This is a genomic window from Parachlamydia acanthamoebae (assembly GCF_000875975.1).
Lineage (GTDB): Bacteria > Chlamydiota > Chlamydiia > Chlamydiales > Parachlamydiaceae > Parachlamydia > Parachlamydia acanthamoebae.
On record NZ_BAWW01000033.1, the window covers coordinates 114,201 to 126,813 of the forward strand.

The following is a 12,613-nucleotide window of genomic DNA, read 5'->3' on the forward strand; positions in this document are numbered from 1 at the left end:
CAGGGCGAAATTTCCACGAATGGCTCATTTTTTTCTCAGGATTCTTTCAGATCGTAATGAGAGACAATTTAAGCTTTTTATGCTATAATAAATTAGCTATTCATAGCGTTCTTTTTACTTGATCTCAGAGAGATGATGCGCTAGTCTGCTTTAAATTTAGCATCGATGTTTACTCAGCTAGAAGCGTTCATCGTGAGAATTTAATGGGAGGGAAGTAAGGTGAAAGATCGCACAAAATCAGAGAAAATTTTTGGAACAGACGGTGTTCGTGGAAAGGCGAATCGATCTCCCATGACCGTTGAAACAGCTTTAGCGTTGGGGCGTGCAGCGGGGAAAATCTTTCGTTCTCACGAAGGCAAGCATCGGGTTGTGATTGGTAAGGATACCCGTTTATCGTGCTATATGTTTGAAAATGCTTTGATTTCTGGCCTTTGCTCTATGGGCGTTGACACTTTGATGGTCGGTCCTCTTCCAACACCTGGCGTTGCGTTTATCACGCGTGCGTATCGCGCTGATGCAGGAATCGTAATTTCTGCTTCTCACAATCCTTATTATGACAATGGCATTAAATTTTTCTCTTCGGATGGTTTTAAATTGCCCGATACGTGGGAAAAGCAAATGGAAGAGCTGGTTTCGACAAATAACTTTGACGATAGTTTGCCTGCAGATCACGACATTGGAAAAAACTTTAAAGTGACAGATGCCGATGGGCGCTATATAGAATTTGCAAAAGCCACTTTTCCACGTCGATTATCTCTAAAAAATCTAACGATTGCGCTCGATTGCGCGAATGGAGCAGGTTATAAAGTAGCGCCATTGATTTTTAGAGAATTAGATGCCAAGGTATTTGTGTATGGAAATAATCCAGATGGCTTAAACATCAATTTGCAATGCGGCTCTCTATATCCTGAAACCATTCAAAAAGCTGTCATTGAGCATCGAGCTGATGTAGGGATTGCTCTTGATGGAGATGCGGATCGCGTTATCATGGTCGACGAAAATGCACAAATTATTGATGGAGATACAATTCTTGCTATTTGTGCCAAAGATATGCAGCGCAGAGGAATTCTGAAAGGCAATAAGGTTGTTTCTACAATAATGAGTAATTTCGGATTTGTGAAGGCCATGGAAGAGCTGGGAATTGAAGTGATTAAATCTCAAGTTGGAGATCGCTATGTCATTCAAGATATGCTTGAGCATGACGCTAATCTGGGGGGAGAGCAAAGTGGGCACTTAATCTTTCTCGATCACAATACGACAGGGGATGGATTGGTGTGTGCATTGCAAGTCATGCGCATCATGATTGAAACAGATTCAAAACTATCAGATTTAGCCGCCCTTGTAAAAAAATATCCTCAAGTCTGTGTCAACGTGAAGGTCAGCTCTAAGCCTACATTTGAAGCTTTGCCAGGAGTTAATCAAAAAGTTGCAGAAGTGGAAGAGATTTTGGGCGATTCCGGACGTGTGCTTCTCCGTTATTCGGGGACAGAAAACATTTGTCGTGTGATGGTAGAAGGACCCAAATTGCAACAAGTGCAGCAATTGGCAAATCAAATTGCTGACGAGGTCAGAAAACAAATTGGAACCCCCGAAAAATAGGAAGAAGGCATGTGTGGAATTATTGGGTATGTAGGCCTTAAAAATCCGATTGATATTGTGTTAGATGGATTAAAACGTTTGGAATATCGGGGATATGACTCGGCCGGCATTGCGGGAGTTTGCGAGGGTGAAATTGCCTTTTGTAAAGAAGTTGGCAAGATCGCAGTTTTAGAAAAAGAAGTCAAAGAAGCTCAAATGACTTTAGGGCATATGGCCATTGGACAGACCCGCTGGGCGACACATGGAAAGCCGAACAAAGCCAATGCACATCCCCATTTTAACGAGAGTCATTCCTTAGCGATTGTTCATAATGGAATTATTGAGAATCACGATGCTCTTCGCCGAGAATTGAAGGCAGAAGGAGTTAAATTTTCTTCTGATACAGATACAGAGGTGGTTGCTCATTTGATTGGGAAGTTCTATAAAGGAGACCTTCTTGAAGCCGTAAAGAAAACCATCCCTTTTCTTAAAGGAACTTTTGCAATTGCCCTCATTCATCGTGACTTTCCCGATCAGATCATTGCTATTGCACATGAATCACCTTTGGTTGTTGGTATTGGTACAGGAGAAGCTTTTGTGGCTTCAGATCCGCATGCTTTTGCAGCTCATACGCGAGAAGTCGCGTTTTTATTAAGTGGCGAAATTGCTGTGGTAAAAGCGGATAAGCTAGAGGTTTTTGATGTGACGAAAGGGGAAATTGAGAAAAAAACAGAAAAAATGCACGCTCTTCTAGAAAGTGCTTCAAAAGGATCTTATGAACATTACACGTTGAAAGAGATTTTTGAGCAACCTCAAACCATTCGCAATGCACTTTCAGGTCGTTTTATTCAAGATTATGGAACAGCCTTATTTGAAGGGATCAATTTTGAAGTGAATGAGTTGCTATCCGTTGAAAGAATTTTAATTCTAGCTTGTGGAACTTCTTGGCATGCAGGGTATTTGGCTGCTTATATGCTAGAAGATCGTGCGCGCATTCCTGTACAAGTCGAGATTTCTTCAGAGTTTCGCTATAAAAATCCCGTGGTCCCAGCGGGTACTTTGGCTATTGCCATTAGTCAATCCGGGGAAACGGCAGATACGTTAGCAGCCGTTCGCGAGTTAAAGACGAAAGGTGTGAAGGTCTTGGCTATTTGCAATGTGGAAGGGTCTCATTTAGCACGAGAAGCAGACGCAAGCATTTTCCTTAAGGCAGGGCAAGAAATCGGGGTGTGCTCAACAAAAGCATTTACCAGTCAAGTTGTTGTGCTGTCTCTTTTCACTTTGTTAATGGCTCGCATGCGCCATATGGACAAAAAAGAGGGGCAAATCTTCTTAGAGGCATTGCAAAAGCTTCCTGATCAAGTACAAGAAATATTAGACCAAAGTGCTAAGATTCAAGAGATTGCAAAAAAATATGCACATTATGAAAACTTCTTTTACTTGGGGAGAAGCTACATGTATCCTGCAAGTTTAGAAGGAGCCCTCAAGCTGAAAGAAATTTCTTATATCAATGCCAATGGCTATCCTGCGGGAGAAATGAAGCATGGGCCAATTGCTTTGATTAACGAAAATTGTCCCACTGTGGCCCTATGTGGCAACAAAGCGACTTTTGAGAAGCTTCTGAGCAATTTGATGGAAATTAAAGCTCGTAGCGGAAAAATCATTGCGATTGCAGAGACTTGTGAAAGGGGCCTTGAAGGGATTGCCGATGATATCATCTATATTCCTCAAACCATCGATGAGATTTCGGGGGTTTTAACAACCGTGGCATCTCAGCTTTTGGCTTATTATATCGCAAAAGAGCGTGGTGCAGAAATTGACCAACCACGTAACTTAGCAAAGTCAGTCACAGTCGAATAATTCTAGAAGACGCAGAGCAAAATCTAAGGCTTTGCGTCAAACTTTCGGAATAAAGGGTGAGGCCGGGCAACATATTCTTTTTATCTGGAAACCTTTCCGGTAAGTTTATGCCCAGTGCAGGTTCCCTTCCCGGAATCACTCTCGGAGATAATACCCAGCAAGTAAACTTAATGTCGCCTCTAAAAAATCTTTATCCTTGTAGTAATCCATTACCTTTTGTTTTGTCAAAAGGTATTCTGTTTTAAGCGCTAATGATTCTTCAGAATTAGGGTCCCCCGCAAAACTGGGGCAAGAATAAAGTGATAAATAATAATCGGTCAAATTGATATCTGACTCTATAGATTCTTCGACGAAAGAGTCATCCTCTTCTCCCCAAATCCAACCAATGGGCGTGCGATTTTTACAACCTTCAAGAAATTGCCAAGAATTATCTCTTCCATAGCCAAGCACTATTCCGATGAGACCTTGATGCCCTTCCAATACTTCATTCATGAGTGAGCGATTTTTTGCCTCTTTAATCAGTTGGAAGCCGTCCACAACCGAACGGCAAAGAACTCTTTGAAAATCTCCTTTATTTTTATTAACGACATCATTAAATCGATCTTTATTGACAATTATGATTGAAATCAATTCTGGATGACATTTAGGGCTTTCCGCCCAAAGGAGTGCTAAGGGAAATAAATGCTGGTATTTCTCCCAAGTTTTCCAACCGGAGCGTATGGTACGGTTATGTTCTGAAAATGACTCGTAAAACCTTGCCCAATCAGATAGTGGCAAGGGATTCTGGTAGTTCTCCCAAGAAACTGGTTTGGAGCCTAAAATAGTATAGGCAAAGCTATTTTCAGCAAAAAGTTTTTGCATAAGCCTAGCAAGCCTTTCTCTGTCTTTTACTGGAAGGGAAAGCGTATGTGTTGATCCTCGTTGATCTAGATACTTCAATGAAACTGTTTTACTTTGACTGTACTGCCAAAGCAAAGTTGCAATGAGCAAGCCGTATAAAACAAAACTTACCGGCTTTACTAGATTTTTAAGAGTGCTTTTTAGAACTCTCTTTTGTTTTCCTTTTACCATTTATTGGTCGGATATTCCGTATTTTTGCATTTATGACCAACCGGCCACCAATGATAACAGTAAGGACATTTCCACTTTTTTTCTATTCCTCCTACGACTTCATAATTGGTTATATCGTTCTCAAAAATATAAAATCCTTGTTGATCGGTTCGTATAACGTTTGTTTCGATCAAATTATTTTCTAAATGAATATAAATGGCATTGTCAGCGATTTCCACATCGTGTGAATCAAAATATAATTTTTCTGGATATCTTGGAGCCGGGGAGTCGCTAACATGTGCTGCCGAAAGACACATAGAAGAAAAAAAGCAGATTAGAAAAAATAATCATTTGAGAAAATATTTCACGGAATTTCTCCTTAAAATTAGTGATTAGGTCGTCTTTAAATTTGAAAGCATATAAAAATCTTTTCCTAAATTTCTTGAGACCAACGCTACCAAAAAGCTCTAAAAACTAACAGAAAAGATTTAACTTTTTGTACTTTATCACCCGAAAAATTTTATGATTTTGTTCGCATAAATTTTAATGATTAGATCTCTTTCTGAATTTTTAGAATTCGACACACTGTGGTTTTAGTGACTTCCGTTTATGCCGCAGGTTCCAAGTGGAACTACATCTTGCTGATATTTTTGGTGAATAGGCATATGCCCTTGTACTTACTTGCTAGCATGGCTTCGAATATGCATTCTCGTTGTCTTTTTAGCGAGATTTCTCTCGAAATGAAACATGGACAAATTGCTTTGATTAACGAAAATTGTTCCACTATAGCCCTGTGTCGTAGCAAAGTGATTTTTGAGAGAAGCTTTTGAGCAATTTGATGGAAGGAGTCGATTGGTTAAGTCCCTTTAATAATACCTGCTTTCTTTGTGGCCTGTTCCTATTTTTATTATTAATTTCAAATATTTTCTTCTTCTCTAACTTCACCTTCATAGAATTATCAGGCTTTGAATTTAGAGTAAAGTTGGAGATTTGTTTATAAAAATAATTTCCAATGTTATAATGTAAAAAAAGCTAGGGGGATTTAAATGGCGATTGATTCAAAAATAATGACGAATAATTTACTGACGATTTCCAATAATATTTCTAAAAGTCCTAATTATTTCAGAATAAATAAAAAGTCTGGATCTATTCAAGAAAATGGATTTATTAGGCGTCACCTTCTTTCCCTTTTTTATGCGAAGTCACATTTAAATAAATTAGAAAAAATAATTGATAAAAATATTCAATTAATTTCAGCGCTCGACCGAGAAGAATTTATCGGAAAACATACAGAGCCAACAGATCTTTTTTTAGCTGTTCAAAAATACAATCAAACTCTTGCAGCCATTACAAAACATAAATTGCTGGTTAAATCTGTATTAGCAAATAAAATCAAACTGAATTTTGTAAAAAATGATAAAGTTTCTGAATTAAATCCAACAACAGTTATTGGAGTTACAGATCAAGACATCTCAGCTGATCTTCAAAATGATAAACCGGTGATTGTTAAAGAAAGACGTTTTGTGAAAAAATACAATATTCGTCGATATCCTAATGATAATCTTGATCATGCAAAAGAAGCCGGAAAAATTTTTACAAGTACGCAAAGAGAAAGAGTTTTGAGCGTCATGGGTCGAGTAATTGAGGGCACCGCTAAAATATTCGGGCATGAAGTGACAGCCTTTCAAAAATACCATTATCGCACAAACAATGAAACAGATGAACAGATTTATGCTCCCCGTACAAGTCCATTAAATCTAACGACAGAGCCCACATCTTTCTGGCTTGGACATGCAACTTTATTTTTAAGCATTCCTCTTAAATCTGATAAAGGAACAGTCGCTTCTTTTAATGTAATCACGGACCCCGTTGAGGGAGATCTTCACCGCCTCCTTTATCCAAGACAAACGAAATTTGCTCGTCCCATGGAAGAAACCCCAGCTCCTGATGTCTACTTGCTTTCCCACAATCATATGGATCACTATAACAAAGAGACCGTGAAAAAAATATTTGCGCAACAACCGATTATGGTTGTTCCTGTGGGTGATGGCGATCGATATGCAAAACTGGCAAAAAAAATTGGATTCGACCATGCGAACATTATAGAGCTCGATTGGTGGGAAAAAAAAGATCTAGAATTTGAAAAGAATGGCGAACGTTATCACATGCAGATAGCGGCGACTCCTGCACGTCATTGGAGTGGGATTGGACCTTGCGATGGGCATGAGTCAACTTTTCTAGGCTATGTTATTCAAGGGAATGAAGGCGGTGACATTTATTTTGCGGGTGATACGGCACGTTTAAATGATGATCACATTCAAAAGCTGAGAGAGAACTTTAGCATTCGTTGGAATTTTCAGCCAGGTGGTCCTGATGAAGTTAGAAAGAACATGGAAAGTACACATCAGGCTTCTGTAGATGGACTTTGGATGCATTTTAAGATGATGATTTCTAGAGTTTATCAAGAAGGAATGGATAAAGAAGAATTTTTGAGACAAGCAGGAGAGTTGAAAACAATTTACATGCATACTATGGCATATAAATTGGGAAATCTACATTTAAGCGATACTAAAGATAGCCTGCAAAGAGTTCTAGCAGCTTTGTCAGTTTATGAAGACACAAATACACATTTAGCACAAATTGAAGAGAAAGTGAAAACTCGGATTGCTAAACAGAGAGAAAAATTAACAACAAAGTCATTATCTGAGAAAAAAATGGCAAAAGTAGAGGCAAGACTAGCTAAAACAAGTGTAAAAGTTCGCAATCAATTAATAGAAAAAGAACTAGGCCTTAAAAGCTATGAAAAGCAGGTTTATGATGAGCTTTGTGCATTTGCAAAAGATTTTGTATTTGAAGATGGTAAAAGATTGTTGCCAGATGAAATCTCTAAACTTCTTCAAGAAACAGTGATTGTTTCTAAGATTGGCGCACGTTTGGGTTTAGAAACACGAAAAGAGGATCAATTAGAGAATACCTTTTTTTAGTTTTTGATTTGAACAAAAAGACTTCCTAAAAGGCTATGGTATGTGAAAACCATAGTCTTTTAGGACGAAGAAATTTATCTCGATTTTCTTTGACTATTTTTCTCTTTTTGTGAGGATAGATTCTCGTAGTCACTTGTGAAAATTTTTGCTTGTTCAACATCTTCAGGGAAAGGAGAGGATGTCCTCAGTGCTCTATCAAGGATCTCATGTAGACTGGAGAAAGCTATAGCCTTATTAGCTTTATCGTTAGAAAAGGAAAGATGCCACATTGTAGTTTCAACATTATAATAAAAAAGAATGTGCCCAAATTGTTGAAAAGCATCTACAAATTTCATAGAACTCTTATATTTCTTTTGTGTAGTCAAGCCTTTAACCCCAATAAAAAAAGCCCTCATATGAAATCCTGGATGTGTCGTCAATTCAGAGGTAGAGAAAAGAGTGTTAGGTAAGCTTTCGTGATAAAAGTTTCTGTTATTGATATCAGCAAATGCATCTTGCAAGCTCCGATCATTATGTGCATTTTTAAAAATGCTTTCAAAACGGCAGTAAAGCATCGGATTTTTTTGATCAAAAAGGATGTTTTTTTATATCCGTCCTATGCAAAGCGATCATGTTGCTTTGCAAGGAAGGAGGGATAAATGTGGGCTGCATGAGCCATCTATTTATTTTGCTGGAGAAAACGGATTGAATTCAGCTTCAGCTTCTTTATCTGCAAAATCGTTTTCGAAACGCACAGGTGTGTAGTTGGCAAATTGGGCGATCTCTTTGCGGAAGGTTAAGTTAACACTTCCTACGCTACCATGACGGTTTTTGGCAACGATCACTTCGGCCATTCCTGGCTTATCTAGTGGGTCGTAGTACTCGCGTCTGAGCAAGAACATGATGATATCGGAATCTTGCTCAATACTTCCGCTTTCACGCAGGTCACTCATCATTGGACGGTGGCCTGTGCGCTCTTCCACTTTTCTGGAGAGCTGAGACAAGCAAAGGACAGGAATATTGAGTTCTCGTGCTAGGTTTTTTAACATACGGGAAATTTCAGAAATTTCGTTTTGTCGGTTTTCGCCACCTCGATTAGTGCCTGATCCTGAGATAAGCTGGAGGTAGTCGATGATAAGAAATCCAATGCCATATGTTTCCTTCATACGACGAGCCCTGGCTCTTAAATCAGTTATTTTAAGGCCTGGCTGATCATCAATTACCATCATGTGGTTTTGCATGTTATTAACGGCCGCTACAACACGTTGGTATTCAATTCCATTAAGCGCACCGGTTTTGATTTTATCCGATTCCACTTCCGATTGAGAGCAGACAATACGATGCACAAGTTGCTCTGCGCTCATCTCAAGCGAGAAGATTCCAACAGGGATATTGCCTTTGAAGCACACATTTTCCGCGATATTAATGGCAAAGGCCGTTTTACCCATTGCAGGCCTCGCTGCTAATATCATCAAGTTTGAATTATTCAAACCATTTAACATGGTGTCGAGGTCTGTATAGTGAGAAGGTGTGCCTGTAACTCCTGTGTCTTCTGGACCACGTTGATGATAAAGCTCTTGCCTTTGTTGAAGCTCCTTAAGAAAGGGCACTTGTGATTCGGATTTAACACCAGATAAAATTTGCCCGATCAAAACTCCACTAGCAGCAGCAGCTGATTGGCTAATCTGAAAGAAAAGTTGTTGTGCTTCATCTAATGCTTCTGAGACATCAGCTGGTTCTTCAAGGGCACGTTTTTCAACATGTTGGGCAGCATGGATCATACTGCGCAGCATCGCTTTGTTGCGCACCAGCTCGCAATATTCTTCGATATGTGCCGATGTTCCCGCAAACTGGGCGAGGGTAGTGACATAGGCAACGCCACCCACTGTTTTAAGTTTGTCCTGTCTTTTGAGCTCTTCACAAACTAAGTGCACATCCGCAGGTTTGTCACTCTTATAGGCATCTTTAAGAGTTTGAAAAATGAGTTTATGTTCAGTGTAGTAAAAGTCTGCATCATCCAAAGCATCAGCTGCGACGTTAAGAGCGTTAATACTTGTTAACATGCAACCCAATACCATCATTTCGGATTCTTTTGAGTTTGGTGCAATTTTGACTTTTATAGAGGCATCAGACATCTCATTCTCTCTTTATTGATCTTTAAAGGGGATTAGGGCTATGCACGAGATTTCCAAAGGAGAATCGAGTGGTAGCTTGGCGGCTTGGATCGTTTGCCGCGCAGGAAAAACAGGTCCAGGAAAGTGCATTTGATAAGCATTATTAAAAGTTGTAAAATCAGCCAAATCTTTTAAAAAAACGTCTGTGCGGATCACGTGGGTTAAGTCGGAACCGGCAGCTTCGAGAATGTTTCGAATATGTTGAATGACCAAATGTGTCATTTCAACAAGATCTCCTTCCAAAAGCTTCCCTGTGTGGAGGTCAAGAGGAAGTTGCCCTGAAACAAATAATAGTTGTCCTTGCTGCATGTCAACCGCCGCAGCTTGTGAATACGGGCCTAGAGCCGCAGGGGCATCAGAAGTCTGAATTTTACTAAGCTGAGACATGTTTATTCCTTCGCACTGAGGACGTGTGTGTCTTTTTTCTTATTGATTAATTTGCCATGATCAAAAGTTTGCAAAACTTTAGGCAATCCTAAATCGTCATATTTGTTGAATTTTCCATGTTTTTCTCCATGGACATACTCCCCTTCAAAAATAAGAGTTCCATCTTCGTTCCATTCTCTGCAGGTTCCATGTAACTCCCCATTTTTGTAAGGATAAATCGCAGATTTCTGTCCACTTGGGAAGAAGGATTTTTCATCGCCTTCTTTTTTGTCTTGAATGAAGAGGGCTTGTTTTTTGATGGCACCGTTTCCATAGTACTCATAGGCCATGCCATCTTGATTGTCATCCTTGAATTCTGCAGAAATATAAATGCGACCATCTGTGGCATAGACTCCAGCGATCCCATTTTTTAATCCATTTTTATAAAAAGTACTGGATACTTTTGTCCCGACTTCGTTGAATTCGGCCACTTCGCCTTCCAGGATGCCGTTTTCAAAAGTGGCTTCCATGGCTTTCACTCTTCCTAATTGAGGATGGGTCGGATAGAAAACCTGATGTAAACCGTGTAAGCGATTGTTTTTGTAATGGTAAATAAATTCGCGGCCATCCAATTTAAGGGCGTAATATCTACCTTCGAGATCTCCATTTTGGTAATAAGCTTCTTCCAAAATACGGCCTTCTGGAGAGCAGATGATCTTTTTCCCATGCAAGATCCCATTTTCATAAGCCATTTGACTCATCTTAGTGCCTTGCGCATAATATTGGGCTTGTAATCCATGCAGCTTACCATGTTGATAATGACGCTCAGAAGAGATTTGTTGGTTCGTTTTGTCCGCCTCTTTCGGATGATATTCGTAATGGGTACCCGTAGGTTGATTGATAGCATAATGTTTTTCAAATTGAACAGAGCCATCCTTATACCAGCCGAGGTAATCACCTTCTAAACAACCTTGTGACCAAGAAATTTTTGTGGCTAGTTGCCCGTTGGGATAATAGCTTTCTTCAGTCCCGTCTTTTTTGCCATTCTGATAAACCACTTTATGTTTAGGTTGATCTGCATCAAACCATTCCGAAACTTCTCCATGTGGAACATCTTGGTGGTAGGAGGCCTGATAGATCAAAGCTCCTGAGGCATTCCATTCTTGGTGGAGTCCTTCTTTGCGTCCTTCTGCATCGTACGACATGAGGATCTGCGGGGTCGCAGAAGGGAACCATGCTTTATACGTATGGACAGGACGATTGTGTAGGTAGGTCGCTTCTATTTCTTTGGTTCCATTTTCATACCACATTTGAAAGAGACCATGCTTTTCCCCATTGTCGTAGATTGCAGAAATGAGTGGTTGCTTATTCCCATAGAACTCTTCATAAGATCCGTGATGAAACCCATTTCGGTAATGGGCCCTTACTTTGATCTCTCCAGAAGCATAATATTCTTCTTGAGGGCCATCGAATTCTCCATTTGTATAAAGATAAGCACGTTTAAGTTGCCCATTGGGATACCATTCGCGGTATTCTCCATGCAATTGATGCGCGACCATTGTATAAGTTTTGATTTTATTGCCTTGCGCGTCCCATTCCGTAATCGGTTCGGCCAGAACACCTGGCGTTTTGTAGGTCGCAAGATAAGCGAGCTTCCCATTTTCATGTATTTTTCGATGAGTTTTTGTTGGAAGGCCTCTTTGATAAGTGGCTTCTTCTATAAGATCTCCATTGTCAGCATAAACCTGCTCAACACCTTCTTTTTTACCCAAATAATAATGGACTTGAGAACGCGTTTGTCCGTTTGGGTAGTAGAGGATAAATTCTCCATGAGGAACTCCATTTTGCACGTGCTGGACTTCCCGGATACTGTTGTCAGCATAGAACGTTTTTTTTGCTGGTTCATTGCCTTGGTCGCAAAGCATCCCTTTGGAGTAGTAACATTTAGATTTGATTGTTCCATCTTCATACCAATCTGTCGACTCTTTATCGAGAAGGCCTTCGACATAGTTGCTTAAAGCCGCGGTTGTGCCATTAAAATGAAAAAATTTTTGCTCGCCAGATAATGTCCCATTTTTGTAGGTTCCCGACTCTTTTACTTTCCCTTCGTGATCATAGACATGATAAGGACCGTTTAATAATCCTTTGCTATAAAAACAGTCATAAACGAGTTGTCCTTCTCCTTGGTAAGTTTTGGCCATGCCTTCTCTTTTTCCCTCATGAAAGCTCTCAATTCTTTCGATGAAACTCTCTGGCGAATAGGTGATGCGCAAGCCTTGTGGCACAACAGTTGTGGCAAATTCTCGGATAGATGGATGTCCTTGTGGCAGGATACCTAGATCTGTTTCAACACAAATGTTTCCCTCTGCAGTATAGCGAACTTCTTTAACAGGGATATCGAGATTTTGTTTGGGATCAAAGTCGTAAAAAAGAATGGCAAGAGGGGAGCCAGTTTCATATGTTTCTGTGACAATATGCTTCCAATGAGGTTGCCGTTTTTTGAGTTCGAGGACATACGAATCTTCAGCGAATGCAAAAAAAGACAAGCATAGGCCGAAAAAAAAGCAGAAAGAAGATGGCTTCCAAGTAAACATCATGGGGGATCCTTAATTATAATGACAA

At 39.8% G+C, this 12,613-nt stretch carries 9 protein-coding genes; 3 read left to right on the forward strand and 6 right to left on the reverse strand.

The features are described from left to right. The first annotated feature begins 219 nt into the window (after positions 1-219). Both glmM and glmS read left to right on the forward strand, forming a co-directional pair. Positions 220-1,599, forward strand: a complete 1,380-nt coding sequence (gene glmM / locus AOM43_RS07655) for a phosphoglucosamine mutase (protein WP_006342435.1) — start codon at positions 220-222, stop codon at positions 1,597-1,599. 9 nt (positions 1,600-1,608) lie between these two features. Then, on the forward strand, positions 1,609-3,438 hold the full coding sequence (glmS, locus tag AOM43_RS07660) for a glutamine--fructose-6-phosphate transaminase (isomerizing) (protein ID WP_006342434.1): 1,830 nt from the start codon (positions 1,609-1,611) through the stop codon (positions 3,436-3,438). A gap of 135 nt (positions 3,439-3,573) precedes the next feature. Here glmS and AOM43_RS07665 read toward each other — a convergent pair whose 3' ends face one another. Then, entirely contained in the window at positions 3,574-4,509 is a 936-nt protein-coding gene (locus AOM43_RS07665) for a hypothetical protein (RefSeq protein ID WP_059359736.1), read from the reverse strand. Then, on the reverse strand, positions 4,503-4,805 hold the full coding sequence (locus tag AOM43_RS07670; RefSeq protein WP_013925642.1) for a hypothetical protein: 303 nt from the start codon (positions 4,803-4,805) through the stop codon (positions 4,503-4,505). Before AOM43_RS07670 ends, AOM43_RS07665 begins: the two co-directional genes overlap by 7 nt. A 729-nt stretch (positions 4,806-5,534) precedes the next feature. Here AOM43_RS07670 and AOM43_RS07675 point away from each other — a divergent pair. Continuing rightward, complete coding sequence (locus tag AOM43_RS07675; protein WP_059359738.1) at positions 5,535-7,472, forward strand: MBL fold metallo-hydrolase; 1,938 nt, start codon at positions 5,535-5,537, stop codon at positions 7,470-7,472. A gap of 74 nt (positions 7,473-7,546) precedes the next feature. Here the strand turns inward: AOM43_RS07675 and AOM43_RS13735 are convergent, their stop codons facing one another. The 4 genes from AOM43_RS13735 to AOM43_RS07695 form a co-directional block, all read right to left on the reverse strand. Further along, the gene (locus tag AOM43_RS13735) at positions 7,547-7,972 is read right to left on the reverse strand and encodes a hypothetical protein (RefSeq protein WP_226987447.1); all 426 of its coding nucleotides are present in this window, start codon (positions 7,970-7,972) and stop codon (positions 7,547-7,549) included. A gap of 162 nt (positions 7,973-8,134) precedes the next feature. Then, positions 8,135-9,586 carry a replicative DNA helicase gene (gene dnaB, locus AOM43_RS07685; RefSeq protein ID WP_006342426.1) on the reverse strand — a complete coding sequence of 484 codons (1,452 nt, stop codon included), beginning with the start codon at positions 9,584-9,586 and terminating at the stop codon, positions 8,135-8,137. Between the two features lie 12 nt (positions 9,587-9,598). After that, positions 9,599-10,012: a Rid family detoxifying hydrolase gene (locus AOM43_RS07690; protein WP_006342425.1), complete on the reverse strand. Its 414-nt coding sequence runs from the start codon at positions 10,010-10,012 to the stop codon at positions 9,599-9,601. A gap of 2 nt (positions 10,013-10,014) precedes the next feature. Continuing rightward, positions 10,015-12,588, reverse strand: coding sequence for a toxin-antitoxin system YwqK family antitoxin (locus AOM43_RS07695; RefSeq protein WP_226987448.1), 2,574 nt, complete (start codon positions 12,586-12,588; stop codon positions 10,015-10,017). Positions 12,589-12,613: the final 25 nt, after the last annotated feature.